The sequence below is a fragment of the Clostridium intestinale DSM 6191 genome (assembly GCF_900130055.1).
In the GTDB taxonomy this organism is placed as follows: domain Bacteria; phylum Bacillota; class Clostridia; order Clostridiales; family Clostridiaceae; genus Clostridium_T; species Clostridium_T intestinale.
In genome coordinates this window covers 271,651-298,409 of sequence record NZ_FQXU01000006.1, presented here as the reverse complement: position 1 = coordinate 298,409, position 26,759 = coordinate 271,651, and the positions used below count along the sequence as shown (strand labels likewise).

27 protein-coding genes and 1 pseudogene are annotated in these 26,759 nt (G+C 31.1%); 7 read left to right on the top strand and 21 right to left on the bottom strand.

Annotated elements, in window-relative coordinates; translation table 11 throughout:
• The 4 genes and pseudogenes from BUA92_RS23270 to BUA92_RS10610 form a co-directional block, all read right to left on the bottom strand.
• Nucleotides 1–511 (bottom strand): annotated as a pseudogene (locus BUA92_RS23270) (hypothetical protein); the annotation flags it as partial.
• 255 nt (nucleotides 512–766) lie between these two features.
• Entirely contained in the window at nucleotides 767–1,636 is an 870-nt protein-coding gene (locus BUA92_RS10620) for a radical SAM protein (protein ID WP_175550889.1), read from the bottom strand.
• A gap of 23 nt (nucleotides 1,637–1,659) precedes the next feature.
• Complete coding sequence (locus tag BUA92_RS10615; RefSeq protein WP_073019363.1) at nucleotides 1,660–3,375, bottom strand: methyl-accepting chemotaxis protein; 1,716 nt, start codon at nucleotides 3,373–3,375, stop codon at nucleotides 1,660–1,662.
• A 358-nt stretch (nucleotides 3,376–3,733) separates the two neighbouring features.
• The gene (locus BUA92_RS10610) at nucleotides 3,734–4,078 is read right to left on the bottom strand and encodes a winged helix-turn-helix transcriptional regulator (protein WP_073019361.1); all 345 of its coding nucleotides are present in this window, start codon (nucleotides 4,076–4,078) and stop codon (nucleotides 3,734–3,736) included.
• Nucleotides 4,079–4,206: 128 nt separating this feature from the next.
• On the opposite strand from BUA92_RS10610, the gene BUA92_RS10605 reads away from it, so the two are divergent.
• Entirely contained in the window at nucleotides 4,207–4,599 is a 393-nt protein-coding gene (locus tag BUA92_RS10605; protein WP_073019359.1) for a pyridoxamine 5'-phosphate oxidase family protein, read from the top strand.
• Between the two features lie 48 nt (nucleotides 4,600–4,647).
• On the opposite strand, the gene purE is transcribed toward BUA92_RS10605, so the two are convergent.
• The 5 genes from purE to BUA92_RS10580 form a co-directional block, all read right to left on the bottom strand.
• The gene (purE, locus tag BUA92_RS10600; RefSeq protein ID WP_073019357.1) at nucleotides 4,648–5,142 is read right to left on the bottom strand and encodes a 5-(carboxyamino)imidazole ribonucleotide mutase; all 495 of its coding nucleotides are present in this window, start codon (nucleotides 5,140–5,142) and stop codon (nucleotides 4,648–4,650) included.
• A 17-nt stretch (nucleotides 5,143–5,159) separates the two neighbouring features.
• Entirely contained in the window at nucleotides 5,160–6,332 is a 1,173-nt protein-coding gene (locus BUA92_RS10595; protein ID WP_073019355.1) for a 5-(carboxyamino)imidazole ribonucleotide synthase, read from the bottom strand.
• A gap of 142 nt (nucleotides 6,333–6,474) precedes the next feature.
• Nucleotides 6,475–7,629: a GGDEF domain-containing protein gene (locus tag BUA92_RS10590; RefSeq protein ID WP_073019353.1), complete on the bottom strand. Its 1,155-nt coding sequence runs from the start codon at nucleotides 7,627–7,629 to the stop codon at nucleotides 6,475–6,477.
• A gap of 136 nt (nucleotides 7,630–7,765) precedes the next feature.
• Complete coding sequence (locus tag BUA92_RS10585) at nucleotides 7,766–9,553, bottom strand: PAS domain-containing protein (RefSeq protein ID WP_083553485.1); 1,788 nt, start codon at nucleotides 9,551–9,553, stop codon at nucleotides 7,766–7,768.
• 108 nt (nucleotides 9,554–9,661) lie between these two features.
• Nucleotides 9,662–10,540, bottom strand: a complete 879-nt coding sequence (locus BUA92_RS10580) for a LysR family transcriptional regulator (protein WP_073019351.1) — start codon at nucleotides 10,538–10,540, stop codon at nucleotides 9,662–9,664.
• A 111-nt stretch (nucleotides 10,541–10,651) separates the two neighbouring features.
• Between BUA92_RS10580 and leuC the strand changes: the two genes are divergently transcribed.
• Entirely contained in the window at nucleotides 10,652–12,052 is a 1,401-nt protein-coding gene (gene leuC, locus BUA92_RS10575) for a 3-isopropylmalate dehydratase large subunit (protein WP_073019348.1), read from the top strand.
• 13 nt (nucleotides 12,053–12,065) lie between these two features.
• Nucleotides 12,066–12,677 carry a 3-isopropylmalate dehydratase small subunit gene (leuD, locus tag BUA92_RS10570; protein WP_073019346.1) on the top strand — a complete coding sequence of 204 codons (612 nt, stop codon included), beginning with the start codon at nucleotides 12,066–12,068 and terminating at the stop codon, nucleotides 12,675–12,677.
• Nucleotides 12,678–12,767: 90 nt separating this feature from the next.
• On the opposite strand, the gene BUA92_RS10565 is transcribed toward leuD, so the two are convergent.
• From BUA92_RS10565 to BUA92_RS10555, 3 genes are all read right to left on the bottom strand, one after another.
• On the bottom strand, nucleotides 12,768–12,989 hold the full coding sequence (locus BUA92_RS10565; protein ID WP_073019344.1) for a hypothetical protein: 222 nt from the start codon (nucleotides 12,987–12,989) through the stop codon (nucleotides 12,768–12,770).
• Between the two features lie 100 nt (nucleotides 12,990–13,089).
• Nucleotides 13,090–14,028: an FAD:protein FMN transferase gene (locus BUA92_RS10560; RefSeq protein WP_073019342.1), complete on the bottom strand. Its 939-nt coding sequence runs from the start codon at nucleotides 14,026–14,028 to the stop codon at nucleotides 13,090–13,092.
• Nucleotides 14,021–14,968, bottom strand: a complete 948-nt coding sequence (locus BUA92_RS10555) for a LysR family transcriptional regulator (RefSeq protein WP_073019340.1) — start codon at nucleotides 14,966–14,968, stop codon at nucleotides 14,021–14,023. Before BUA92_RS10555 ends, BUA92_RS10560 begins: the two co-directional genes overlap by 8 nt.
• A gap of 173 nt (nucleotides 14,969–15,141) precedes the next feature.
• On the opposite strand from BUA92_RS10555, the gene BUA92_RS10550 reads away from it, so the two are divergent.
• Nucleotides 15,142–15,744 carry an NADPH-dependent FMN reductase gene (locus BUA92_RS10550; RefSeq protein ID WP_073019338.1) on the top strand — a complete coding sequence of 201 codons (603 nt, stop codon included), beginning with the start codon at nucleotides 15,142–15,144 and terminating at the stop codon, nucleotides 15,742–15,744.
• Between the two features lie 13 nt (nucleotides 15,745–15,757).
• Nucleotides 15,758–18,181 carry a flavocytochrome c gene (locus tag BUA92_RS10545; RefSeq protein WP_073019336.1) on the top strand — a complete coding sequence of 808 codons (2,424 nt, stop codon included), beginning with the start codon at nucleotides 15,758–15,760 and terminating at the stop codon, nucleotides 18,179–18,181.
• 100 nt (nucleotides 18,182–18,281) lie between these two features.
• On the opposite strand, the gene BUA92_RS10540 is transcribed toward BUA92_RS10545, so the two are convergent.
• The 7 genes from BUA92_RS10540 to BUA92_RS10505 all read right to left on the bottom strand — a co-directional run bounded on the left by BUA92_RS10540 (nucleotide 18,282) and on the right by BUA92_RS10505 (nucleotide 23,170).
• On the bottom strand, nucleotides 18,282–19,193 hold the full coding sequence (locus BUA92_RS10540) for a ketopantoate reductase family protein (RefSeq protein WP_073019334.1): 912 nt from the start codon (nucleotides 19,191–19,193) through the stop codon (nucleotides 18,282–18,284).
• A 46-nt stretch (nucleotides 19,194–19,239) separates the two neighbouring features.
• On the bottom strand, nucleotides 19,240–20,265 hold the full coding sequence (locus tag BUA92_RS10535; protein WP_175550888.1) for a saccharopine dehydrogenase NADP-binding domain-containing protein: 1,026 nt from the start codon (nucleotides 20,263–20,265) through the stop codon (nucleotides 19,240–19,242).
• A 77-nt stretch (nucleotides 20,266–20,342) separates the two neighbouring features.
• Nucleotides 20,343–21,779 (bottom strand): methyltransferase domain-containing protein, encoded by a 1,437-nt coding sequence (locus BUA92_RS22840; RefSeq protein ID WP_083553484.1) that lies wholly within the window; start codon nucleotides 21,777–21,779, stop codon nucleotides 20,343–20,345.
• 223 nt (nucleotides 21,780–22,002) lie between these two features.
• Entirely contained in the window at nucleotides 22,003–22,224 is a 222-nt protein-coding gene (locus BUA92_RS10515) for a DUF1659 domain-containing protein (protein ID WP_073019330.1), read from the bottom strand.
• Nucleotides 22,225–22,350: 126 nt separating this feature from the next.
• Nucleotides 22,351–22,503 carry a hypothetical protein gene (locus BUA92_RS23265; protein WP_175550887.1) on the bottom strand — a complete coding sequence of 51 codons (153 nt, stop codon included), beginning with the start codon at nucleotides 22,501–22,503 and terminating at the stop codon, nucleotides 22,351–22,353.
• 186 nt (nucleotides 22,504–22,689) lie between these two features.
• The gene (locus BUA92_RS10510) at nucleotides 22,690–22,887 is read right to left on the bottom strand and encodes a hypothetical protein (RefSeq protein WP_073019328.1); all 198 of its coding nucleotides are present in this window, start codon (nucleotides 22,885–22,887) and stop codon (nucleotides 22,690–22,692) included.
• Nucleotides 22,871–23,170, bottom strand: a complete 300-nt coding sequence (locus BUA92_RS10505) for a hypothetical protein (RefSeq protein WP_073019326.1) — start codon at nucleotides 23,168–23,170, stop codon at nucleotides 22,871–22,873. The genes BUA92_RS10510 and BUA92_RS10505 overlap by 17 nt, the downstream gene beginning before the upstream one ends.
• Before the next feature lie 168 nt (nucleotides 23,171–23,338).
• Between BUA92_RS10505 and BUA92_RS10500 the strand changes: the two genes are divergently transcribed.
• On the top strand, nucleotides 23,339–23,680 hold the full coding sequence (locus BUA92_RS10500; protein ID WP_073019324.1) for a winged helix-turn-helix transcriptional regulator: 342 nt from the start codon (nucleotides 23,339–23,341) through the stop codon (nucleotides 23,678–23,680).
• Nucleotides 23,681–23,774: 94 nt separating this feature from the next.
• Here BUA92_RS10500 and BUA92_RS10495 read toward each other — a convergent pair whose 3' ends face one another.
• The gene (locus BUA92_RS10495) at nucleotides 23,775–24,881 is read right to left on the bottom strand and encodes an ABC transporter ATP-binding protein (RefSeq protein WP_073019322.1); all 1,107 of its coding nucleotides are present in this window, start codon (nucleotides 24,879–24,881) and stop codon (nucleotides 23,775–23,777) included.
• Between the two features lie 109 nt (nucleotides 24,882–24,990).
• A complete protein-coding gene (pgmB, locus tag BUA92_RS10490) occupies nucleotides 24,991–25,638 on the bottom strand; it encodes a beta-phosphoglucomutase (protein ID WP_073019319.1) in 648 nt (215 codons plus the stop codon).
• Between the two features lie 102 nt (nucleotides 25,639–25,740).
• Here pgmB and BUA92_RS10485 point away from each other — a divergent pair, with 102 nt between their 5' ends.
• Nucleotides 25,741–26,754 carry a LacI family DNA-binding transcriptional regulator gene (locus BUA92_RS10485; RefSeq protein ID WP_073019317.1) on the top strand — a complete coding sequence of 338 codons (1,014 nt, stop codon included), beginning with the start codon at nucleotides 25,741–25,743 and terminating at the stop codon, nucleotides 26,752–26,754.
• Nucleotides 26,755–26,759 lie beyond the last annotated feature (5 nt).

Here is a 26,759-nt window from a genome sequence, read left to right as displayed (position 1 = left end):
CTCCGGTTACTCCAGTTACTCCGGTTTCTCCAGTTACCCCTGTTTCACCAGTTGCTCCTGTTCCACCTGTCGCTCCGGTTACTCCAGCACCACCTGTTGGACTAACAATATCATCTTCTACTATAACCATAGTTGCTTTTACTGGAACAGTAGAAGCTAAAATTGCTGTTCCTGATCCAATATAGTCTAATGTCAGAGCAACAGGTGCTGCACTAACCTCTATAATGCCAATCCCTACTACTTCTCCTGTTTTAGTAGGCATATTACCTTCTAAAATATCTCCCTGTGAAGATACAGCTGCAAATATAACTGAATTTGGAGCTGTTGCAGTTTGAACTGCTACCCACCAATTAAGAACATATCTTCCTGCTTCATTGAATGTTATTACTCCTGTTACTGGGTTATAACTAACATTTCCTGCTGAGTAAACAGTATTATCAAAAATAATGTTTGATCCAGATGCTATATTTTCTGCTACTAAAAGCTCTAGCTGTAAAGCTATATTACTCATAAATCTCCTCCTTACATATAAAATCTAGCTTATGGTCTTATTTAACCTAAAGCTCGTCATTTTATAATATGTTTACAACAATAGCATAGTTACAATTGATGTATTTCAGTATATTTTTATATACTTTCATGTGTATTAATGTAAAATATAGTAATTAAAAAATATAACAACTTATATACTCCAGAAATCATTTTAATAAAGAAAAATGTCTTAATGCATATTAAAAACTTATATACATTAAGACATAGTATTTGATTAGTTATAATTTAAAAATTGTTTTAAAAAACTTGAGCATTCTTTTCCCTGTTTTTTATATAGTTTATATTTATTAGTTAGTTTTCTATATTGCTCTAAATACCCATCTATTATTGATTGTTCTATTTTGTCATAATATTTGAGATTCTCACTATAATCTTCTTTTAAAATTGCAATCTGTAACTTGCTTTCTTCATAAAATTTATCTAGTTTCTCTAAGTTTGAATGAAAATTATAATGAGTTATTATTTTAATGTTGTTACTATATGCATATTTCTTTTTATACTTTAATAAGTTGTCCTTGATTCTTTCACATATTTTATTCTTAGTCCCGAGATCAAAATTTACATATACACTTATATCTCTATTTATTATTACTTTTATTATTTCATCAGTTAATAGAAATCCATTCGTTATTATATTTACATGATAATTTTCCCCTAGATTATCATGTATATACAGTATCTTATTAAAGTCCACTAGTGGATCTCCTCCATAGAAAACTAAATCACATTTTTCTATTTGATTTGAATAATCCTCTAATATATTCTTAACATTCTTAACAATCTCTTTTTCGTCTACATTTATTTTTATGTGATTACCATCAATGTTACAATTATTACAACTCAAACTACACCTATCTGTAATATTAATCATAATTATAATAGTATTATCATTTAGAAAAACCTGTATTTTATTATCGAATTGAAAAAAATCCTTTGTTTTACTTTTAGGTTTAAATATCAAATTTTTAATATCTGTTATATATCTCTCTAAATGACTACAAATATTCAAATTAACTTCTTTATTGTTATAAGCACATTGATTATAATCTCCTTCATAATATTCATTAGAATTATTATATCTCATTTTATCTCTAAACCCTCTTAACATTATACTTTAAACTTCTGTGCTAGCTCACTCAAGTCTTGGGAAACTTCAGCCTGAGCCTGTGAAGTTTTTGCTACATCTATTACTGCGTCTGTTACTTCATTAATACTTAAAAGTATGTCATCAGTACTATTAGCTGACTCTTCAGCTGTAGCAGATACATTTTGAATAGCTCTATTTACCTGCTCTATAACTTCATTTATCTGATTTGCTGATATTGATATTTCTTTTGTAATACTATTTATTTGCTCTGCATCTTTTTCGTACTGTATACCGGTTTCTAGCAGTAAGTCATAATTAGGTCTTACACTTGCTTCCATATAAACTAAGAAATCTTGTCCACTCTTAGATAAATTCTCAAAAGCATCTTGGACCTGCTTTACCATACTTTGAATTCCATTTACAGCATCACCCGATTGCTCTGCTAATTTTCTAACCTCTTCAGCAACTACAGCAAACCCTTTTCCTTTTTCACCTGCTCTAGCTGCTTCTATTGCAGCATTTAACGCTAGTAGATTGGTTTGCTCTGCTATTGCTCCTATAGAGTCAGCCATTATTTTTACCTCTTCTACTACTTTTCCATCAGCTATAGCTTTTAATATATTATTTTTATTTTCATTAAATATTATGTTTCCGTCATTAATATTTTTTTCTGCTCTTTGTTTTATCTTTTCAGCTCTTTGTTTTATTTGATCAACAGCTCTAAAGGCCTCATTACTTTTGTTTGCTAATTCATTAGTTGTTGCACCAATTTCTTCAGCTGAGGCACTAACTTCTTCAGTAGTTGCGCTAAGATCTTGTATTCCCTTAGATATCTGATTTGTGGCTTCATTTACTACTTCCATTTTACTGGATACCTCTTCTGTAGTTGCAGATAATTCTTCACTTCCTGCACTTATCTCTGATGATCCATTTATAATTTCACTTATAAGAGTTTTAACATTATCCTTTGCTTTGTTTAATTCAACGGTTAGAATACCTATTTCATCCTTAGAATCCACATCTATATCCTTAGTTAAATCTCCTGCACCTAATGCTTTAGCAAACTCTACTACTTTAGAGAGCTTTTTAGCTATTGATAGAGATATTAATAAGCCTAATATAACAGCTAAAACAAATCCTACTCCTGTTATAACAAAGGCAGTTATTTTTGAAAGGTTAAAAATCCTAAGATTTTCATTGTTTGCCTCTTCCGATTCATTAATATTCATCTGTATGATTTTATCAAACCCATCCTGTATCTCAGCTCTTGCCTTACTGATATCATTAACCGCTTTAGATGCTTCGCCATAATTTTCTTTTTTAGCATATTCTATGGCTTTTCCAACACCATCTTTATAAATTATTCTATTAGTCTGTATTTTATCAAAAGTTTCTTTTTCATTTGGATTCATTAAATTTTTTGAGTAATAATCTAATAACTCATCATTTTTACTAAATAAAGTTTTTATCTGACTCTCAAGTTCCTCATTAGTTTCTTTTTTATCATTTTGGTATACCATTTTTAATAAATTAGTTCTAATATCAGAAAAATTTGCATCGGCATCTGTAATTTTAAGAATTGAATTAATGTTGTAACTATATAGACTTACTGCATTGTCATTAATTTTCCCCATGCTATTTATACCCATAGCCCCTACTATACCTATAAATAATGCTACGATGATAAATAACGATACTATTTTGGGTGCAATTTTTAAATTGTTAAACCATTTCATCATTTTTCCTCCCCATTTTTTTACATTTATTTCTCTAATTTCTCTTTATAATGTTGATATACACAAAATAAATATTTTGTACTGAAATACACAACTTTATAAGATTTTTTTTAATATAATTAAATATTTTCAGCATTATAAAATAATAATTATTAATTTATTTAATTTTTTTCATAATTCTTTATAAAAGTTTGTATTGTATGTCATAATATGTTAAAATAAATCGTACAAAATATTTATAAGGTAGGATTATTTTTTATTATTAAATGATTGTAGAAATTTGACGAAAAAAGGAATAGCTTATAAACTAATAGATAGTTTATAAGCTATTCCTTTTCCTTGTTAGATTTACAAAACTCTACTTTGAAACAGAGTTATTCATATACTCTATGTACTTATTTCCAAAAATCTCAAATTCATCTAATACGCTAATAAATTCTCTTCCTATTTCCGTAAGAGAATATTCAACCTTTGGAGGTACCTCTGGATATACATTTCTTTTTATCATTCCAGAATGTTCTAACTCTCTTAACTGTTTAGTCAAAGTTGCTTGCGTAACCTCTGGTAGTTTTCTTTTTAACTCTCCAAACCTAAGAGTCCCTTTTTCCAAATGGTGAATAATTAATATAACCCATTTTCCTGAAAAAACTTTCTGAACCGTTGCATAAGGGCATTTTCCGAATAATTCTAAACTCTTATCCATTTCTCCTCCTAATAGTATCATATAAGATACTTACTATTGCAAAAACACGTACTTGTTATAAATAGACAAACAATATAATATATTTCTATAATATAATTTTATACTATAATATTGAGAGGAGCAATACTATGAACATAGCAGCACAATTTCTTTTTGATGCAAAAACTTTTTATTTAGCAACTAATGAAGGAGGACAACCTCGTGTACGCCCATTTGGAGCTGTAGCAGAATTTGATGGAAAAACTTACATTGCAACTAACAACAAGAAAAAGGTATTTGAACAAATATTAAAAAATCCTAAGGTTGAAATAAGTGCAATGTATAAAGGAAGATGGATTCGTTTGGCTGGAGAATTAGCTGTAGATTCTAGACAAGAAGCAAGAGAAGCTATGATAGAAACTAATCCTGCTTTAAAAAATATGTACAAAGCAGATGACGGCATTTTTGAAGTTCTTTATTTTACAGAAGGAACTGCATCTATTTGTTCTTTTAATGGAGAAACCGAAGAAGTAACTTTATAGGATATAAATAAAAGAACTAAGGCACACTTAGTTCTTTTATTTATATAATTATTTAATTGTACTCTCTAAGTCTTCAGCTTTTTTAAGTACCATACTTTCTAAATCCTTTTTATATTTATCAACTGCATTATAAACTTTTTCGTCTACAGTACCTAAAATTTGAGCTGCCAAAATCCCTGCATTTTTTGCTCCATTAATTGCAACAGTTGCAACTGGAACTCCTGGAGGCATTTGAACTACTGAATATAGTGAATCTACTCCATTTAATGTACTAGTTTTAACTGGAACTCCTACTACTGGTAGAGCTGTCATAGCTGCAACCATTCCTGGTAAGTGTGCTGCTCCACCTGCTCCTGCAATAATTACCTTTATTCCTCTGTCTTTTGCTTCTTTAGAATAACTGTATAATTTATCTGGAGTTCTATGAGCAGAAACTATTGTCATTTCATAAGGTACTTCAAATTGTGCTAAAATTTCAGCTGCTTCTTTCATTACTGGTAGGTCTGAATCACTCCCCATTATTATACCTACTATTGGTTTCATAACTTTCCCCCTCTTTTCTAATGCTTTATTTTAGAAATAACTTTTATGTATTTACTTGCTTCTAGAGCTCTTTCCTTAGCTTGCTCTACAGTTTCCCCAACTGCTGTTAAATGCCCCATCTTTCTATGTGGCTTAGTCTCTGACTTGCCATATACATGAAGATAGGTTCCCCCAACTTTTAAAGCTTCATAAGCTCCCTCTACAAAAGTTTCTCCACTGTAACCTGGTTCTCCTAATATGTTTCTCATCACAGTTGGTATTATTAAATCAGTTTTTCCTAAAGGAAGCCCAACTATTGCTCTTATATGATTTTCAAATTGTGAGGTTATACATCCCTCTATTGTATAATGACCTGAGTTGTGGGGTCTTGGCGCAACCTCATTTACCAGTACCTCTTCATCCTCTGTTAAAAACATTTCAATACACAAGATGCCTGCAGTATCAAAAATCTTACACACTTCTCTAGCTATATTTTTAGCTTTTTCTTCCACACTACTACTTATAGCAGCTGGTACTGAAGTTTCAAATAATATGCTGTCTTTATGTACATTTTCTGCTACTGGATATATAGCTATTTCTTTATCTCTACCTATACAACATAAAACTGATATTTCTTTTACGTATGGAATATATTTTTCAAGATATAGTGGCATAATATCGCCCTTTAATTCTGTAAATGCTTTAATGATGTCCTCTTTTGTTTTTATAAGACTATTTCCTTTACCATCATACCCTCCCAATGCACTTTTCAGCATAGCTGGATATCCAAACTTTTCTATAGCTAATTCTATATCGTGAGCTTTTTTAATTTCTATAAAATCCCCTAATGGAATATTGTATTTTTCAAGTTCTTTTTTCTGATTGTATTTGTTTTGAATTATTTTCAAACTGCTAGATTTAGGATAAACATCATACCCTTTTTCTTCTAGCTCTCTTAAAGCTTCTGTTGATATGTGTTCAAATTCGCAAGTTAAAACATCTACCTTTTTAGCCAGTTCTAATAGTGCCTCTTTATCATCAAAACTTGCTACAATCTTTTCATTTGCTAAACAACTAGCAGGACAGTCTTCTGATGGGTCAAGTATAGCTGTGAAAATCCCCATTTTAGCGGCTTCATTTATCATCATCTTTCCTAATTGACCACCGCCTATTATTCCAACTCTTTTTGAAATAAAATCTTCGTTAATCATAAACTATTCCTTTCATATTTAAACATAATTAATAAATCCCGTTATAATTCATCTTAATTTTAACACGAAAAATTAATTAATACAATAATTATAGGAATTTTATAAAATAACATTCGTGTATATACGAATGTTATTAAGGATTTTACGTATCATAATTCTTGATTAAATGTATTTTATTTCTCCCACTTTCTTTAGCGTGATATAGAGCCTCATCTGCAAATCTGTAGGCCTTTTCAAAACTTAATTCTCCAGCTCCATCAAGAATAGATATCCCAAAACTTGAGGTTATCTTGATTATTGTATCTCCTACCTTAAATTCATTTTTCTCAATAACTTTTCTCAATGAGTCTACTCTTTCTTCAATGTTTTCCTTCTCCATATTGGAAATAAATATTATAAACTCTTCTCCTCCAAATCTAGCTACCAAATCATCAGAAGTAATATTTTCTTCTACTAGTTTTGCAAACTGTTTCAATATTTCATCACCTACCGGATGTCCATACTTATCATTTATCTTTTTAAAAAAATCAATATCCATAACAACTATGTATGATTTACAAGTAGTATGTTTATCCATTAGAAGCTTTTCTAACTGTTCTTTAAAATATCTCCTATTAGGTATTTCTGTTAATAAATCATAATTAGATAAGTATTGAAGTTTTTTGTTACTTTCTTCAAGTTTCATATTTTTATGTAAGTGAGAAACTTGATTGTTATATACAAACTTAGCTAGAAAATATGCAGAAACAAAGAAAAACGCTCCATTCATTAGGTGGGAGAATAATATGTCTTTATTTTTCTGAAATACTATCATCTCTATGATAAAGGTTAAAAAACATGTTATATACATTATATTATTGTAAGGTTTTTTTATAATAATAACTAATCCACTATAGATTATATTCACCCCAAATGCCACTATCTGCCCAGTAGTAAATTGATCTAAGCCAGTAATTAAAGTTATACTAAGCAAAATAATGCCTAAAATAAAGTAGACACAGTTTTCATAAAAACTTATACTTCTAGCTAGTTCTCTTTTAGTTACTATTCTAAAATATACTGCAAAATATAATCCCAGCACTGAAATAATTCCATGCAATATTAAATATGAAATATATATCCACTTACCTGCACTTTCTGAAGATCTTATGCCTGGTAAATCATGAAATATAATTATAAATATCTCCATAAGAGCTGTTATAGTTAGTCCTATCACAAGCCTCTTCATATTAGTAATCGCTATTGATTTTCTAATTTCTAGTTCTTCTTTTTGACTTAAATCCATGGCTATATTCATTCGCAATTATTCTCCATTTTATGTATTTTAATTACTATTATATTACTATGAATTTTTTAATACAATGGAAACTACTTAATGCAAAAAACATCTAAGCCTCTCCCTAAGAACCTAGATGTTTTTATGTTTTCTTATTCTATTTGTTTTTATCTATTTCGGTTACTATCTTTTCTAAAAGATCTTTCGTTTCGAAGTCCCCTCTTTGAGCTATCATTTCTATTGTTGCCATTGAGGACATTGTTTTAAAAAGTATTGGATTCTTAAGTTTACTGAATTTAGGAGAAAGATTAACTAAAAAATTCTTTATATATGGATACTTCTTTACTATCTCCCCTATATTACTATCTTTTGTTATTCCATATTCATTCTCCGGAAGTTCTTCTTTCTTAACATCTGATTCACTATCTTCCTTTTTCTTTGTGCCTTCATTAGTCCAAGATAATAATCTTTGAGTTCCAGTTAAGCTTCTTATCTTAGTAACATCCTGCATCATTTCTAATACGCCTCTGAAGTTACCTTCTTCATCTCTTACTGCATTATAAATAATATATATGAACTTTCCATTAATCTCTAGCCAGAATTCAGCTTCATCCTGTTCCCCTTCTCTAAAGGCTCTTATGATCTCCTCAACCATATGAACACTTTCTCTAGGATGACAGTTCTGTACCTCTCTACCTATGACCCCTGCACTTCTTGGGAATACTCTATGTTTAGTATCACTATAGAATTTAACTATTTCATTTTCATCAACATAAGATAAATCAACTTGAAGATGCTTAAAAATTAAATTTATCTGACTAAGAGTAAGTTTTCCTTGAGCAACATCTAAAACATCATTTTTAGATGAAGAATTAAGCATGCCATGCTTTTGAAGTACTGCCGCCATATCCTTCATAAAGTCATTTTCATTACTTCCATTTAGATTACTCATAACATTACCCTCCTTATTTCCATAAGGTGCTGGTGTTTTAATTAGACAATATCCAATCTCATCATCACCTTTTCTCATCTTCACAAAGTCTTCATCTGAAAGTAAGTCCATTGAAGTTGGAAGTAATATCTCTTCTTCCTTAACCATCATGTCCTCAACCATTTCCATTACTTCTTCTTGAAGCTTTAAGAATTCCTGATCCTTATCTCCCTCTAAAAGTCCTCTAGATTTTCTTATTATTTCTTTAGTATTATTATCTAAAGTCCACATTACTTTTGATGGTTTATCAAATCCCTTACTTTCTAATGCTGGGAATAATTGATTTTGTTTTCTAGAAAAGTGAATGCTTATCTGACCTAATTTATCATATAACTCTAACCATTGATTTTTGATAAACTTCTTGTCTAACTGTTTTTTCATTTTGCTTAAAACTTCTCTAATAGCTGAAATCTCATCTAGATAAGTTTTAACAGGATGACCTGATGGTAAATCAAGTTTTTCACTTACTAATATTCCATCAAAAATCTCTAATATCTCATCCATTCTTTCTGCTAATAAATCATCTGATATTCCATACTTTTGAAGATATTGCTCACATATAGCAAACTCTTGAGCAGTAATCTTTTCAAAAGAATCTTTCATAGTTTTCTTTGCTTCTTCTATAGATATATTTCCCTTTATATAATCTAATTTTATCTCAATTATTTTATTAATCTTATCTTCATCTATATCTAGATTCTCTGTCATCTTTATCTTTTCTAATTTATCAATAGGATAAAAATAAGCATGGTACTCATCATCACTTACTTTTTCCACAAACTTATCAAACCCTTTTTCCTCCATCATTTTATACATAGGAAAAGGTTCAAAATCCTTAATTACATGTATTCCTTCATTTGGTTTCAATTCCTTAATAGCTTTAGTTACACAATCTCTAAAAGAATCATGTTCTCCTCTGCCGTCTATAGTTACATAGTTAATATCTTTTTTCATGGTGTACCTCCCATTATATTAATAAATATATAAACTCTAATTGATAATCAATATCATTAATATAATGATAGCACTTCCTTAAATTTAACTCTGTAACCATTGTTACGCTTATAGGAAATATTTTAAAAAAGTTTTAGCTGCTATAGATAATGGTATGCTTTTATGATAAGCCATTCCTATGCTTCTTTTAGGTATAGGAGGAGTTATTGGAATCTCTACAAGTTCTCCACTACCTAATTCCTTAAGTGTAAAATCTTTTATAACAGCCGTTATACCTAAACCTATTTTAGAAAACTCCACTAATAAATCCATATTACTTATCTCAATTTCTGGCTGAACAAATATATTATTATTACTTAAATACTTATCTATAAATTTCCTTGTTATATTATCTTTTTCTAAAAACATCAGAGTCCCAACATTAAAAATATCATTTATATTTTCAATATTTAATGAATCTAGATATTCCTTGTTAGCTACAAATATATCTTGAATTTCTACTAAATTTATATAATTAAAGAAATCTTCTTCGGGAGGTTCACTTACAAAGCAAATATCAACTTCTCCATATTTAAGAAGCTTCAAGGTTTCTAAGGTAGTTTTATTTATAAACTTTATCTCTATATTTGGATATTCTTTTATAAAATTTTTAAGCTTAGGTATAACAAAATGTTTGCATATAGTAGTACTTACCCCTATTTTTATACTTCCTTGTTCCTTCATCTTAAATTTATCCAAAACAGTTTCCCCTAAAGAAATTTCATTTAAGGCTCTTTCTACATATTTATAGAAAACTTCCCCTTCTTTTGTAAGCTTAACCCCTCTAGAATTTCTGGAGAACATAGTTATTCCTAACACATCTTCTAACTTTTTTATAGACTTACTCACTGCTGGCTGACTTATAAATAGTTCTTCAGCTGCTAAGGATATGTTTCCACACTTTGCTACCTTATAAAAAACTCTATATAATTCTAAATTGCTTTCCATTATATAACCTCCAGTTATATCAAACATAATTAATATATATTTCAATTATAAACCTAAATGTTATAAAATTACTATAAGCAATAAGTCAGACAAAAAAAGGGGGCTTTTTTAATGGCTAAAAAAACATTATACGAAAAAATTTGGGATAAGCATTTAGTTAGTCTTGGGGAAGGCGGACAAAACTTAATCTATATAGACCTTCATTTAATTCATGAGGTAACTTCACCTCAAGCCTTTGAAGGTTTAAGACTTGCAGGTAGAAAAATAAGAAGACCTGATTTATCATTTGCTACTATGGACCATAATGTACCTACTTTAGATAGATACAACATTAAAGATCCTATTTCTAAACAGCAAATGGATACACTAAGTAAAAACTGTGAAGATTTTAAAGTTACATTATTTGATTTAAATAGTCCTAATCAGGGAGTTGTTCATGTTATGGGGCCAGAGATTGGACTTACTTTACCTGGTAATACTATTGTTTGTGGTGATAGTCATACTGCAACTCATGGTGCTTTCGGTGCCTTAGCCTTTGGTATTGGTACAAGCGAAGTTGAACATGTACTTGCAACTCAATGTTTACCTCAAAAAAAATCTAGAACTATGAAAATCGAAGTTAAAGGTTCCTTTAAAGCTGGAATTACAGCTAAGGATTTAATTCTTGGAATCATAAGCAAATATGGAACAGACTTTGGAACAGGATATGTTATTGAATTTACTGGTGAAGCTCTTAAGGCAACTACCATGGAGCAGAGAATGACTATTTGTAACATGGCTATAGAAGCAGGAGCAAGATCTGGTTTATTCCAACCTGATGAAGTTACTTTTGAATACTTAAGAAATAAAGACTATGCTCCAAAAGATGAAGCTTTCGAAAAAGCTGTAGAAGAATGGAAAACTTTATGCTCTGATGAAGATGCAGAGTTTGATACAGTTCTTGAATTTGACTTAGATACCTTAGAACCACAGGTAACTTGGGGAACAAGTCCAGGAATGGGAGCAGGAATTAACGATTTAGTACCTTCACCAAAGGATTATAACGATTTAGATAAACAAAAGTCTACAGAAAAGGCTTTAGAATATATGCACCTTACCCCTGGCACTCCTATGAAAGATATAGAAATAAACTATGCATTTATAGGTTCTTGTACTAATGGAAGAATTGAAGACCTAAGAGCTGCTGCAAAAATAGCACAAGGTCGTAAAGTTTCTCCAAAAGTTACAGCACTAGTTGTTCCAGGTTCAGTAAGAGTTAAAGCTCAAGCAGAAAAAGAAGGTCTTGATAAGATCTTTATAGAAGCAGGTTTCGAGTGGAGAGAGCCAGGATGCAGTATGTGTTTAGCTATGAATCCTGATGTATTAAAACCAGGTGATAGATGCGCTTCAACCTCAAATAGAAATTTTGAAGGTCGTCAAGGTCGTGGCGGAAGAACTCATTTAGTTTCTCCAGAAATGGCAGCTGCGGCTGCAATATATGGACACTTTGTAGATGTAAGAGATTTACTATAAGGAGGATTATTTTATGGAAGCATTTATAAAACATACTGGAATCGTAGCTCCTTTAGATAGATCAAACGTAGATACAGATGCTATAATTCCAAAACAATTTTTAAAGAGAATTGAAAGAAGCGGCTTTGGTAAATTCCTATTTTATGAATTTAGATTTGATGAAGAAGGAAAAGATATTGAAGATTTCGTTCTAAATCTTCCTAAATATAAAGGAGCTTCTATCCTACTTTCAAGAGCAAACTTTGGTTGCGGTTCTTCTAGAGAACATGCACCTTGGGCATTAGAAGATTATGGCTTTAAAGCTATTATAGCTTCAAGCTTTGCAGATATTTTTTATAATAACTGCTTCAATAACGGAATACTTCCTGTAAAACTTTCTTCTGAAGAAATAGAAGCCTTATTTCAAAAAACTGAAACTATCGAAGGTTATAAAATAGAGATAGATTTAGAAGAAAAAAAGGTAAAAGATAATACAGGATTAGAATTTAGCTTTGATGTAGAAGATTTTAAAAGAACTAAACTTCTAAATGGATATGACGATATAAGTCTTACTCTATTAAAAGAAGAAGATATCTCTAAATTTGAAGCAACACATAATACTAATAAAACAGCAGCAACAATTTAAGTAAAAAGTAATCTTCTTAGAAGATAAAATAACTCTATTAAAAAGCCTTGCAGAATAATTTTATTAAATCCTTCTGCAAGGCTTTTTTCTTTATTTTTCTCTTTTATCTTTTCCCTTAAATAAAAGATATATATTAAACAAAACTCCTAAAATACCAATAGGTATAAATATTATAAGTTTTAAGTTATCGGTTTTTTGCCATATTATAACCCCAACTATAATTGCAAATATGATTACAAGGCATAAAGTAAAAATGGTTATATTAATAAGCTTATTATTTAATGAGTTTTTTGACCTAAAATTATCTCCCATAAATACCTCCTTCAAGCCATCTTCTAACACCATTATATTACTAATAAGGATTACTTATCAAGCTTCAAGGGTTACTTCTTAGAGAGAATATTTCTATCTATTAAGTTGTTATTGGATATATCTTTCCCTTAAGATTATTTGTGTAGGCTAAGTTTCCATCCACAGTTATTACAACCGCACCCATATTATTAATTCTATTAACTCTCTGGATAATTGATACAGCATCCAACCCAAACAATTGTGTAGTATATATATCGCAGTCCACGGATTTATCAGCAATAATAGTTAAAGATGCTACGTTACTTTCTATTGGATATCCTGTTCTACTATCAAATATATGGTGATATTTACTTCCGTTTTTTTCTAGTACTCTCTCATATATCCCTGAGGTTACAACGGATTGATTTCTTATTTTGACAAGTGCCACCGCATTTCCTCTTGGCAAAAAGGGATTTTGTATTCCTACTTTCCAGTCACCACCTTCAGATGGTGATTCTCCAAAAACAAGAACATTACCTCCCATATCTACCATAGCTGAACTAGCTCCATTTTCCTTAAAAAATTCCATAACTTTATCAGCAAAATACCCCTTAGCTATGGCTCCAAGGTCTATCTCCATGCCTTCTTTTAATAAATAGACACTCTTTTCTTCATCATCTAGTTGTATATTCTCAGGTCTTAAAAGTTCTAATACCTTTTTTATAGACTCTTTGTCTGGCACATGTGCCTCCTCAAAACCTATTCTCCATAATTTTATCAACGGGCCTATTGCTATATTTAAATATGTACTTTCAGATAAACTATGTTTTTTCCCTATATTTATCAACTCATACAGCTCCTCATCCACTTTTTGTGGAGCTAGTGCAGCTGCTTTTTTAAGCATCCCAAGCTGTGAGTTATCGCTATTAGCGCTAAAAACTTCTTCATAATGAATAAGCATATCACAAGCTTTTTTAGCTAAGTTTTCAGCATCTTTTCCCTTTATATAAAGAGTTATTTTTGTTCCCATTAGATATATAATCTTTGTATACTCATCCATTTTGTTCTCCTATATTAAAACTATTCTGCCCATGAGTTAGAAATGCATCTATAAGGTCTTTATCAATACTCGTAAGTTTTCTTTCACTTAGATATGCAATAAAATAATCTATACTCAACTCATCCATAGGAACCTGATATATATTATATTCAGAGGGGCTCTCCTTTACATAGACACTTTCTGGTATAAAAGTAACTCCCAAATTACTCATTGCAAGATTACGTATAGTATAAATCTCTGTACTTTCCATTATTATTTTGGGCTCTACCTTATAAACACTTAATAGCTGATCTATCTGTTTTCTTATTGCAGAACCCTTAGAAGTAAGTATCATCTTTTGACTCAATATCTTGCTTATGTCCATAGTCCCTTCTGGAATAATGGCTACATCTTTCCGATATAAATCGCAAGAGCGTGGAATAATAGCACGGTATCCGTGTTTTCCCCAGCTAACTGAATTTAAGTTTGGAGAAATATTTCTTGAATTTTGTCCAATCCAAAAATCCAACTCACCATTTTGAGTAAGTTTCTCATTTTTATCTGGTAAAGCCTCCGAAAGCTCTACTCTATAGTTTGGATGCATACCTAAAAATTTTGGTAAAAAGAGAGGTAAAAGGTAGGTTCCAAGACTAGGAAGCACTCCTATCTTTATAACCTTACTACCTATATCTGACACATCTGATATTTCCCTAAGTAGTTTTGCATAGTTATTTTCTATTGAAGTTAAATATTGATAATATATCTTCCCCTGCTCAGTTAAACGATATGGAAGTTTACTACGGCTTATAAGCTCACAGTTTAACTGCTCTTCTACCCTTTTAATAACCTGAGTTAAATACGGTTGAGAAATATAAAGTGATTTAGCAGCTTTTCCATAATTACTGTACTTTAAAATAGCATCAATATAATACAAAATATCCTGAGGATAGCCTTTTGACATTTCATTCATCCCTTTGTGAAACAATTAACTTGTTTATTCTTGTTTTTGATTATAACAAATATGTTATCAAACATCAATAAATAACTATTAGATATAATATATGGAGCATGTTAAAATTATATCAAACATACTACTAAAATTATGAAATTTTGATGTACAGAAAGGGGATTACCATGAAATATTTAGCAATCGTAGGCACCAATTCAGACGTGTCAACTAATCGTATGTTACTTCAATTTATGCAAAAACATTTTTCTAATGAGGCAGATATTGAAGTATATGAAATCAAGGATTTACCTCCATTTATTGAACTTGAGGATTCTGATATTATTCCTCAAAAAGTAGAAGAATTATCTGATAAAATCCTAAAAGCCGATGGAGTAATAATAGCAACCCCAGAGTATGATCATGCCATACCTGCTGTTTTAAAAAGTGCTCTTGAGTGGATTAGTTACACTAGCCAAGCACTTACAGACAAGCCTCTTTTAATAGTAGGAGCTTCTCTTGGTACACTTGGTTCTTCTCGTGCACAAGCACATCTTAGACAAATACTTGATTCACCTGAGCTTGCTGCTAGAATCATGCCAAGCAGTGAATTCCTTTTAGGAAGATCACAAGGTGCATTTGATAGCACAGGAAATCTTATATATGCTGATAAGTTAGCAGAACTTGATGAAATTTTTAGAGAATTTGTTCTATTTACTGATATAACATCAAAACTTTTAGCAGACAAAGTTTTAAATAAAAAAGTTAAAAAATTCACGTGGGAAGAGTAGGAGGATTAGTATAATGAAATTTATAGCAATTGTTGGAACTAGTGCAAAAAAATCATATAATCGTAAACTCCTTCAGTTTATGAAAAAATACTTTGATTCAAAGGCAGAAATAGAAATACTTGAGATTACAGACGTTCCTATGTTTAATCAATCTGATAATCAATCCTCAAGTGAAGTTATACAGATGTTTAACAATAAGATTATAGCAAGTGATGGTGTTATTATTGCTACTCCTGAATATAATCATTCAGTACCATCTAGCCTTAAAAGCTTAATTGAATGGCTAAGCTTTGACCTTCATCCACTTGCTGGAAAACCAGTAATGATCCTTGGTGCTTCTCTTGATACTCAAGGTTCATCTCGTGCGCAACTACATCTTCGTCAAATCCTAGATGCACCAGGGGTAGATGCAAATGTAATGCCAGGATATGAGTTTTTACTTGGAAATGCGAACAAAGCATTTGATGAGGAAGGTAATCTAAACAATGAAAGAACTATAGATTTCCTTGAAATATGTTTCCTACGATTCATGCGTTTTGCAAAGATTGCAAATCAGCTTAATGAAGAAGAAGAATTTACCTTTACTCCAGGAGTATATGAGGTAAGTGCAATAGGTCACAGTGGAAGTCTTCCAATGAAAGTATCCTTTAGTGAAAACAGAATAGAGAGTATAGATATAAATACAGATGGAGAAACAGAAGGTCTTGCCGATGTAGTTTTTGTAAGAATACCAGATAAAATAATCGAAGGACAAACATTAAATGTTGATGCTCTTTCTGGTGCTTCTGAAACTAGTACTGCTGTACTTGACGGTGTAGCTAAAGCAGTTAAGCTTGCAGGAGTTAACCCTGATATACTTAAAAGACGTCCAAAACCTGCTAGTAGCCTTATAAAAGAAGATGAAGAATATACTTGTGATGTAGTAGTTGTAGGCGGAGGCGGTGCTGGATTAAGTGCAGCTGCAACAGCACTTCAAAATGGTAAAAGTGCTATTGTTCTTGAAAAATATCCAGCAGTAGGTGGTAATACCATACGTTCAGGTGGTCCTGTAAATGCTGCAGATCCAGAATGGCAAGTAAAATTTGATGAAAATCCAGGTGAAAGACATACCATCGAAGCATTACTAGATACAGATGAGAGCTTAATTCACCCAGAATATTTAGATGATTTCCATGCACTTAGAAAAGAGTTTTCTGACTATAAGGAAAAGTTTGACACGCAAAAAGGTCATCTATTTGATTCTCCACTACTTCACAGAATGCAAACATATTTTGGTGGAAAAAGAACTGACCTTAATGGCAACTCAATATACGGACAATATGACCTAGTAAAAATTCTTACAGACAGAGCTTTAGAAAGTGTTAAATGGCTAGAGGAAATAGGAGTTGAGTATGATAAAAGTATAGTATTCGCTCCAGTTGGTGCACTTTGGCGTCGTGGTCATAAGCCTACTAAAAGCCATGGTTCATCATTTATACTTGCACTAACAAAATATGTACAAGATAACTCAGGAAAAATCATTACAGATAGTCCTGTAAAAGAATTTATTATAGAAGATGGCGAAATAAAAGGAGTTATAGCAACTGGTGTTAATGGTCAAAAGATAACTGTTCATGCAAAAGCAGTAGTGCTTGCAAGTGGTGGTTTTGGTGCAAACACAAAGATGCTAAAAGAATATAACACCTATTGGAGCGATATTGCTGATGATATAAAAACTACTAATTCCTACGCTATGACTGGTGACGGAATATTACTTGGTAAAACAGTAGGTGCTGCACTTACAGGAATGGGCTTTACTCAAATGATGCCTGTAGCAGATCCTGAAACTGGTGAACTATTCAGCGGAGTTCAAGTACCTCCTGAAAACTTTGTAATGGTAAATAAAGAAGGTAAAAGATTTATTAATGAATTCTCTGGAAGAGATGTTTTAACAAAAGCTTCTATAGAACAGGGTGGTTTATTCTACCTTATAGCTGATGATGAAATAAAGAAAACAGCTGCTAATACAAGTCAAGAAAAGCTAGACCGTCAGGTAGAAGCTGGTACTTTATTTAGAGCAGATACCCTAGAAGAGCTAGCAGTAAAAGTTGGTATGGATCCTGCAGTTCTTATTGATACTATTAATAAGTATAACTCATATGTTGATGCTGGATTTGATCCTGAATTCCATAAAGATACATTTAGCTTAAAAGTGGAGAAAGCACCATTCTATGCTACTCCTAGAAAACCAGCAGTTCATCATACAATGGGTGGACTTAAGATAGACACTAACGCTCATGTATTAGACGAAAATGATAAACCTATTAAAAACCTTTATGCAGCTGGAGAAGTTGCTGGGGGTATCCATGCAGGTAACCGTCTTGGTGGTAATGCATTAACCGATATATTTACCTTCGGAAGAATTGCTGGAAAAACTGCCGTTGATGAAATGAAATAGTTAAACTGTAAAAAAGCTAGATACAAATACACAGAGCCGATAACACGCATAAGTAAAAATGCGGTTATCGGCTCTATTTTTCCTTAAATTAAAGATATAATTAATATCCACTTTCTATAGCTTTAACTCTATCATAAAAATTCTTATTAACAGGGGTTTCTAGTAAGTACTTTTTCCCAAGCTCAAGAACCGCTCCTGAAAACAAGTCTACCTCACTTAAGCGTTTTGCCTCCATGTCTTGAGCCATAGATGGTTTTCCTGTTTCACTTAAACCATCTAATATATTGAGCCAATAATTTAAATCCTCTTCTGTAAGATTAATTCCTTCTTTTTCAGATAACAGAATAACTTCTCTCATAGCTCTAATCATGGTATCTCTAGCTTCACCTTGAACCTGAATTGTTCCATAATTTCCTCTATATAAAGCAACAGTTTGATTAACTCCAACATTAAGCATAAACTTGCTCCATAACCTTTTATACATATCCTTTTGAACCTCATGTGGTAACTCTACACTTTTAAAGAACTCCTCAACTAAGCTTACCTTTTCTGAAATAACACCAGCTTCTTTTTCACCAAAACAAATCATTCCCATATTTTTATAAGTTAGCTTGTTACCTTCCCTTACTGCATCCATTCCCTGAGCTACAGAATATAGAACCTTGTCCTCACCATAAGCTTCTGCAATTAACTTCTCACTAGTTATTCCATTTAATAAAGATAAAATTATTGTATTTTCCCCAACTTGATTTTTTATATCCTTTATAGCATCCTTAAGTGCAATATATTTCACTGCAATAATTACAAGGTCAGAAGGTGCAGTTTTCTCCTCTGGAGTTATAAAATTAAAATCACAAAGCTCATCATTACAATAAATATCTGAATATCTTTTTATTCTATCTTCACTGGCTATAATTCTTAAATCCTCTTTCTTCATCCTTTTAGATAAATGATTCCCAAATAATATGCCAAGAGCCCCAAGCCCTATAATAGATACAGTTTTAATTTTCATATAAAATTAAGCCCCCTTCAAATTAGTCTATAATACCATTATATAACTAATCAAAAGAATTTCTCAATATCGGTAATTCCGTTTCTGTATCAGCGAATGTCAGCTCAAATGATTCATTATTAAGAACTTCTTCAAGGTTCATAATATCAGAAATTTCCAGTATACCTTTTTTAAAATCCATAGTCGCCATTCGTCTTGCTGCTTCTGCAGCAATTAGCCCAGTGAATCTTCCCTCGTTATGTCCCCATGCACATATTCTCTCTTCATCAGCTTGAATGGATACTATAAAAATATCCGTTCCAAATTTAGGTTTTCTTAAAAACTCTTCAGCAAGCTTGTAAATCCTTTTATATTTTAGCAAGCCAAGCAATCCAATTTTTTTACTTCCATAAATAAGGGTTGTTATATTTGGCTGATCAAATCCCAAATATGTTATGAAGTTCTTATGCTTATACTTTTGGTTTAACATATGCTGATCAACAAAATTAAAATTATAGGTTCTTAAGCTATTTCCTTCAGTTACCATTGTATTTTTCAGTTGAAATGGTCTTATATATCCAAGGTTTTTATGGTGGTAGCCTTTTAAGAAATTATCTAAAGTCCATTTGATAGCCGCATCTCCATGCCTTTCTCCCAAACCTAAAACAAGCTGAATATCTATAGTTTCTGCCAAAGGATAGCTACGAACAAATTCCTCCGCCATAAGATTCGTAAGTCCTGGGGCTAATCCAATGCCTAATAAAATTCTACTTAATCCTAAAAGTTTTAACCCCCTTATTTTCTCAATAAATTCCGAGTTTGCAGTCACATCCATATAATCAATTCCATGTCTATCACAATATTCAACCAACTTAGTATTTTCCTGATCCACACAAACAATAACCCATCCAATACCTTGCATCTTCTCAAAGTCAATGTTATGAATATTCATCTCACAAATTTCTGCTTGTATTTCTTGCTTCTCTAAAAATCTTTTTATCTTTTCTCCGCTTCGACCAGCCAAAACCAAGTTATAGTTTTTAAGCTCTCTTGTAATATATTGACCTACTTTACCATGTCCCCCTATAATCATAATTTTATTCTTTGTATCCATTTGCACACTCCCTTTACTATAAAAATATTATAGGAACACCCTTGATAAGCAATCACTTATGAGTGATTTTGAATTAAACTTATTGCATGCTCTAAAAAACCTTTAATAGATTCTAATTTATCACTAGAGGTATTATCAAGAAAATCAAAGAGAGCTTTATCATATTTATCATGGTATTCTTCATGAGCATCATAGGCAACCTTACCTTTTTCAGTCAAATAAATCAAATAGCGTTTCTTATCTTCTGGATCATCTTCTTTAGTAATCAGACCACGTTCACTCAATTTTTGTAAAGTCTTATGAACCACAGGTCTGGTTATTCCATATTTCCGTGCAAGTTCAGCACTATGGATACCTGGATAATCCCCTATTGTTTTAATCATATGAATTTCTCCACGGTAAAATTTCATATCCTCACTTCCAAAATCAAGCATATTTGTTTTACCATTTGCAATTCTCTCTGTCAGCTCAATAAATGAATCAATAACCCCTCTAGCATCTACTGAAAAATCACTGCTGCCCTTTTGATAAATAAGCCCTTCAAACATAGATACTTTTATCTTATCTGCTACAGTAAGACCAGCTTTTTGGAGTGCATTTTCAATCTCCTCTTTACTAGGTGGCAAAGGAATCCCTTCCAAAAAACCTGATAACCAGCTCAACATATTCGTGGGAACATTACCTTTTTTATCTTCATAACTCCCTACGATAAAAAGATATCCACCATCCTTTAAAGAATCAGATACTTTTTGCAAAAATATAGACATATCACCCTCTACAAAATTTAAGATACCTGAGGCAATAATAAAGTCATAAGGTCCTCCTAAGGGATCAGAATTAAAGTTTCCTGATACCACTTCGATATTTTCCTGAACTTTATGTTGTCTCACAATTTCCTTTGTGACTTCAGAAACAGCCTGTGTTTCTATAATTGTAGCTTTACTATTTGGAAACTGTTTAACAAACTCAATATCCAAAATTCCTGCTCCAGCCCCAAGGTCCAGAACGTTCAGAGACTCATTACTATTTGGGTATAACTTAATGATTTCATCAATAAACGCCTGTACTCTTCCAGTATACATTTCTGGAATACTTAAACGTGCAAGCTCCGAAAAATCGTACCCATTCCTACTAACAGTTTGAGTAGTCTTTACCTTTTCTTCAAGTTCTGCAAGAGATGTCATTTTCTCTCTAAATAATAGAGTATCGCCTAAAAAAACTTGGCTATTTCTAGATAAGAAATCTTTTGTTTCTGGTGTATTTATATAAAAGTCTCCTTGTTTATTAACCAATCCACAGGAAATCAGTGATAAAAGCATGAATTCAATTTGATTTTTATCACATTTTATTGCCTTTGCAATATCTTCTGCGGTTTGTGGTGTATCTAGATAAGAAAAAATATTTAACCGTATTGCCGCAAAAAGTAACTGCCCCTCTTGGTAGTTGTGTATTATTTCATAATAACGTTTAGGACTATTTTCAATCTTATACATAAATAAAACATCTCCTTTTTCAGTGGATACCCTCGTTTAAATAACATCATTTTATATTGTTAGTATGGCATACATTCTATTTGTTTGTCAAGGAAACTATATTCTAAAAAAAATTAGACTAATATTAGCGAAAATCATTTTATATAATAATCTTCACTTAATTAGTCCAATCATAATATTCGTTACTATAATTACAATTAAATATATCCTTATCTTTTCCTCTTTATAAATCTATAAGTGAATACTTCACTCCTTTAGATATATTGTAAATAGGTGTGTCTAAAAGTTCCCCTATTGCATGCCCAAGCTCAAATAACTCCTCATCAGTAATATCAGTGTTATTTACATTAATTTGAGTTTTCTTAAATATATCCTTTCCTTCCTTATTAAGTCCTGCTTTATACTCAATAACTAATACATTTTCAACTAAAATTGACTCTATCATATTATTTCTCCTTATTCCTTATATAATTGTACTTATTAAAATCAAATACATATTATATATATGCATAGGAGCCTATTTTTGAACGACAAATATTGATCTTTTTTTATAAAGATTTATTCTTTTCTCTTAGTAAAGCTCGAAATTAAGCTGATTTATCATCTTAACAGTTGTTCTTCTCATCATATAGGTTAGTTTAATTTCAAACTCTTCACCATCAATTTCGTCGCCTTCTTGCATCTCTATATCTATAATATTTTTTTCATCATCAACTTTTGACAAATATTCAAATCTTTTTCCATTTAACTGGTTTTCTGGTTAACTGTTTTTTTGTTTTTCTGGTTAACCAGTTAACTGGTTAACCTCTTAATTGGTTTTCTTCTTAACCAGTTAACTGGTTATTAATTTTATATATAAAGAAAAAGCTCAAGAAAATTCTGAGCTTTTTATATTTTAATATCAAGTAATTTATTTTCTTTTTTTCTTTTTTTTAGATTCGTACATTTTAACATCTAAATACTTAATAAAATCTTTCACTTGTGAATCCCTGATAGGATTATAAATATCATATCCTATACTAAAACTTAATGGGAATTTATAATCTCCGATTATGTTGAAGTTATTAACCTGCTCATTTATGTTTTTAAAATTATCTATATCTATCAATATTCCTCCAACACTCAGCTTCTTTTGTCCATTTAGGTGTAGTAGGATTTAAAATATAAAAAACAGCCACTATAATAGGGAGAATAAGCCTTGCTATACCTGAGTTATTTCCAGTAGTTATGTTTAAAAATAATTCTAAACTTAAAAGTAATCCATTTACTATTAATGCTATCATATATATTTTTTCACTATACTGCATTCTTCCTGTTTTTCTAAAAAAGTTAACAAAAATAATTATTATAATACATAAACCAATAAGCGAATTTTGTATATAATAAAGCATGTTTTTCTCCTTTTTGTTTAATATCTTATTAATAAGAATATAGTATATATTTTCTTATTTCAATAGCTTTTATCTACCGCTTTATCCTTTTTAATATTAAATAATTTCTTTATTAGTAGAAGAAACTTTGTTATTATTAATCTATTAAATTTAATAGAGGTATTATAAATGATTGAATACAAAGATAAAAGCTATGTATGCTTATTGGATTTTGCAATGGATCTTGTTAGAGGAAAATGGAAGGCATTAATTTTATGCCATCTATATAATGAGCCTATAAGATTTTTAGAGCTTCAACGTAAGGTCAAAGGCGTAAGTCAAAAGGTAATGAATGAAAAACTTAAAGAATTAGAAAATGACGAGTTAATAGCTAAAGTGGTATATCCTGAGGTTCCTCCTAAGGTTGTGTATCATCTTACTTCTAAAGGTGTAGCTCTTACTAAGATACTTAAGCAAATGGAAGACTGGTCTCTTGAATATTATCCTGAACTTAAGAATAGCTGTAATTAAAATGTAATAAAAAATAATCTGTGCACCTTATATAATGAATAGTTAGAGGGGTATTCATCTCAACTTATACACAGATTATTTTTAAACTATTAAATTAGAATATGGTGTCTTGATTTTCTTCGTTAAATAAGTGAACTTTATCTAAATCTATCTCAAATTTTATATTATCTCCTATAACTTCTCCTTGATGTTTAGCTGTTTTTATTGTAAATGCCCTATCATTTGCTTTTATATGAAGCAAGACTTCTGCTCCTAAGTTTTCTACTACTTCTATTATCCCATTTACAATATAACTTCTATTACCCTCTTGTTCAGTTACAATTTTTATATCTTCAGGCCTTATTCCCAATATGGCTTGCTTTTCTATATAATTAGAAGCTTTGATTTTATGAGCCTTGTCCTTATCTAGAGCAACTTTTTGCCCAAATACTTCAACTATAATATTTTCATTTTCTTCTTTTACATCTCCATATAAGAAATTCATCTGAGGACTTCCTATAAAGCCAGCGACGAACATATTTGCAGGATGATTATATATTTCAGTTGGAGTATCTACTTGTTGAATTATTCCATCCTTCATAACTACTATTTTACTTCCTAAAGTCATAGCTTCAACTTGGTCATGGGTTACATATATAAATGTAGTTTGAAGATTCTGATGTAATTTAGCTATTTCTATTCTCATCTGGTTTCTTAGTTTTGCATCTAGGTTTGATAGAGGTTCATCGAGTAAAAATACCTTAGCCTCTCTAACCATAGCTCTTCCCATGGCTACTCTCTGCCTTTGTCCCCCAGAAAGTGCTTTAGGTTTTCTATCTAATAAGTGCTCTATATCTAATATTTTTGCTGCATCTCTAACTTTTTTATTTATTTCATCTTTTGGTATTTTTCTTAATTTCAACCCAAAAGCTATATTATCGTAAACTGTCATATGAGGATATAATGCATAGTTTTGGAATACCATTGCTACATCTCTATCCTTGGGAGCTAAGTCATTAACTAATTGACCATCTATGTATAGCTCTCCCTCTGATATTTCTTCAAGTCCTGCAACCATTCTTAAAGTAGTAGATTTTCCACATCCAGAAGGACCTACAAATACTATAAATTCTTTATCTTCTATCTCTAAATTAAAATCCTTTACTGCTGTTACATCCTTTGAATATCTTTTATAAATATGTTTTAATGATAAACTTGACATGTCTTATTCCCCCTAAATATTTTTTCCTCTCATCTGACATCCTAATTTAACTATATCATTGTAGATTTATATCATCAAACTAGAAAATAACTCTTCCTTGTAATATAGCTTAACTAAGAAGTTCATCCCAATCTACATTGCTTTGCATAGTTAATGAATTATAATCTGCACCTAATTGTTCATGTTCTGGTCCTACTCCTAATGATCTCATATGACATGCTCTCGCTGCCACTATTCCAGATTTAGAATCCTCCACTACCAAACATTCTTCATTTTTTAGGTTTAACTTTTTGGCGGCTACTATAAAAACCTCTGGGTCTGGTTTTGACTTAGTAACATCTAGTCCACAGCTTACTTCGTCTATATATTTATTTAATCCTGTTTTCTCTAAAATAAGAGGTGTATTTTTACTTGCTGAACCTATTCCTATTAATACACCCCTATCTTTAAGCATTTCTAAAGTCACTATAACATCTATTAAAACTGCCTGAGAATCAAGACTCTCTAATAATTCAACATAGTACTTATTTTTTTCTTCAGCAAACTTTAATTTATCTTCACGAGAGTAGATGGTTGTCCCTTTTGACAGTACTACCTCTAAGGACTCCATTCTACTTACTCCCTTTTGTCTTTTATTATCTTCTTCTGTGTAATTAGTGATCCCTAATTTGTGGGCTAATTTCTTCCATGCATAAAAATGCATCTTATCTGTTGAAACTAATACTCCATCAAGATCGAAAATTACTCCTTTAATCATTCTGCTATCTCCTTCTGATTTTTTACTATACAATTTCCTGTTTTAATGATAAAATATACCAAAGGTTTAACCTTAAACTTCCCAAGGAGGTGACGTATAAACATGGCAACAATCAAAGATATTGCCAAAACCGTTGGCGTAAGTTGTACAACAGTTTCTAATGTAATTCATGGAAAACCTGGTCGTGTTTCAGCAGAAACCATTATTAAAATTAATAAAGCTATCCAGGACTTAAATTATGTTCCAAACATGTCAGCTCGCTCTTTAGTTTCTAACTCATCAAAGGTTATAGGTGTTATAAATCACATAGTAACTACTCGTGATAAGAATTTTATGGAGGATCCATTTCATTCTATATTCATAGGTGCCATAGAATCTACCTTGCGTGAAAATGGGTATTATCTAATGCTCCGTACCGTAGAAACAAGTCAAGATTTGAACTTTTTTCTTAGAAACTGGAATGTGGACGGGTTAATTCTTACAGGAATTTATGAAGACGATTTTTATAGTGTTTTAACTAAATTAAATATTCCCGTTGTTTTAATAGATAGTTATGTTTCAAATCCTAATATCTGTAATGTAAGCCTTGAAGATTTTAATGGAGGTTATCTTGCTACTAAGTACCTTATCGATCATGGTCATAGAAGCATTGCATTTGCATCCCCCTTTATAAAATACAAAGGTGTTGTATCAGAACGTTTTGATGGTTATAAAAAAGCTCTTTCAGAGGCTAACATAGAATTTAATAAGGATCTTGTGTTTGAACAGGAACTTGATACTCCAACAGCCATTGCTTTAGGAAAATCTCTAGCTAAGCGAGATGACTTTACTGCTATATTTTCTACAGCTGATATATTAGCTGCTGGTATTATAACGGGTCTTAAACAAGCTGGTAAAAAAGTTCCTGATGATATTTCTATAATAGGATTTGATGATATTAATCTCTGTAACTTAATATCGCCTGCCTTAACTACCATTCATCAAGATGCTCATTTGAAAGGCAAGCTTTCTGTTAATTACATAATAGATAAACTTGAAAATAAACCTATCCACCAAAGGGAAACAATTCTTCCAGTTAGAGTTGTTGAACGTGATAGTGTAATGTCTATATCCTAGAATTC

What these genes read in the sequence shown, in the direction of transcription:
- BUA92_RS10620 (WP_175550889.1), bottom strand. Translation starts at nt 1,636, where the DNA reads ATGAGATATAATAATTCTAATGAATATTATGAAGGAGATTATAATCAA.
- BUA92_RS10615 (WP_073019363.1), bottom strand. Translation starts at nt 3,375, where the DNA reads ATGAAATGGTTTAACAATTTAAAAATTGCACCCAAAATAGTATCGTTA.
- BUA92_RS10610 (WP_073019361.1), bottom strand. Translation starts at nt 4,078, where the DNA reads ATGGATAAGAGTTTAGAATTATTCGGAAAATGCCCTTATGCAACGGTT.
- BUA92_RS10605 (WP_073019359.1), top strand. Translation starts at nt 4,207, where the DNA reads ATGAACATAGCAGCACAATTTCTTTTTGATGCAAAAACTTTTTATTTA.
- purE (WP_073019357.1), bottom strand. Translation starts at nt 5,142, where the DNA reads ATGAAACCAATAGTAGGTATAATAATGGGGAGTGATTCAGACCTACCA.
- BUA92_RS10595 (WP_073019355.1), bottom strand. Translation starts at nt 6,332, where the DNA reads ATGATTAACGAAGATTTTATTTCAAAAAGAGTTGGAATAATAGGCGGT.
- BUA92_RS10590 (WP_073019353.1), bottom strand. Translation starts at nt 7,629, where the DNA reads ATGAATATAGCCATGGATTTAAGTCAAAAAGAAGAACTAGAAATTAGA.
- BUA92_RS10585 (WP_083553485.1), bottom strand. Translation starts at nt 9,553, where the DNA reads ATGAAAAAAGATATTAACTATGTAACTATAGACGGCAGAGGAGAACAT.
- BUA92_RS10580 (WP_073019351.1), bottom strand. Translation starts at nt 10,540, where the DNA reads ATGGAAAGCAATTTAGAATTATATAGAGTTTTTTATAAGGTAGCAAAG.
- leuC (WP_073019348.1), top strand. Translation starts at nt 10,652, where the DNA reads ATGGCTAAAAAAACATTATACGAAAAAATTTGGGATAAGCATTTAGTT.
- leuD (WP_073019346.1), top strand. Translation starts at nt 12,066, where the DNA reads ATGGAAGCATTTATAAAACATACTGGAATCGTAGCTCCTTTAGATAGA.
- BUA92_RS10565 (WP_073019344.1), bottom strand. Translation starts at nt 12,989, where the DNA reads ATGGGAGATAATTTTAGGTCAAAAAACTCATTAAATAATAAGCTTATT.
- BUA92_RS10560 (WP_073019342.1), bottom strand. Translation starts at nt 14,028, where the DNA reads ATGGATGAGTATACAAAGATTATATATCTAATGGGAACAAAAATAACT.
- BUA92_RS10555 (WP_073019340.1), bottom strand. Translation starts at nt 14,968, where the DNA reads ATGTCAAAAGGCTATCCTCAGGATATTTTGTATTATATTGATGCTATT.
- BUA92_RS10550 (WP_073019338.1), top strand. Translation starts at nt 15,142, where the DNA reads ATGAAATATTTAGCAATCGTAGGCACCAATTCAGACGTGTCAACTAAT.
- BUA92_RS10545 (WP_073019336.1), top strand. Translation starts at nt 15,758, where the DNA reads ATGAAATTTATAGCAATTGTTGGAACTAGTGCAAAAAAATCATATAAT.
- BUA92_RS10540 (WP_073019334.1), bottom strand. Translation starts at nt 19,193, where the DNA reads ATGAAAATTAAAACTGTATCTATTATAGGGCTTGGGGCTCTTGGCATA.
- BUA92_RS10535 (WP_175550888.1), bottom strand. Translation starts at nt 20,265, where the DNA reads ATGATTATAGGGGGACATGGTAAAGTAGGTCAATATATTACAAGAGAG.
- BUA92_RS22840 (WP_083553484.1), bottom strand. Translation starts at nt 21,779, where the DNA reads ATGTATAAGATTGAAAATAGTCCTAAACGTTATTATGAAATAATACAC.
- BUA92_RS10515 (WP_073019330.1), bottom strand. Translation starts at nt 22,224, where the DNA reads ATGATAGAGTCAATTTTAGTTGAAAATGTATTAGTTATTGAGTATAAA.
- BUA92_RS10505 (WP_073019326.1), bottom strand. Translation starts at nt 23,170, where the DNA reads ATGCTTTATTATATACAAAATTCGCTTATTGGTTTATGTATTATAATA.
- BUA92_RS10500 (WP_073019324.1), top strand. Translation starts at nt 23,339, where the DNA reads ATGATTGAATACAAAGATAAAAGCTATGTATGCTTATTGGATTTTGCA.
- BUA92_RS10495 (WP_073019322.1), bottom strand. Translation starts at nt 24,881, where the DNA reads ATGTCAAGTTTATCATTAAAACATATTTATAAAAGATATTCAAAGGAT.
- pgmB (WP_073019319.1), bottom strand. Translation starts at nt 25,638, where the DNA reads ATGATTAAAGGAGTAATTTTCGATCTTGATGGAGTATTAGTTTCAACA.
- BUA92_RS10485 (WP_073019317.1), top strand. Translation starts at nt 25,741, where the DNA reads ATGGCAACAATCAAAGATATTGCCAAAACCGTTGGCGTAAGTTGTACA.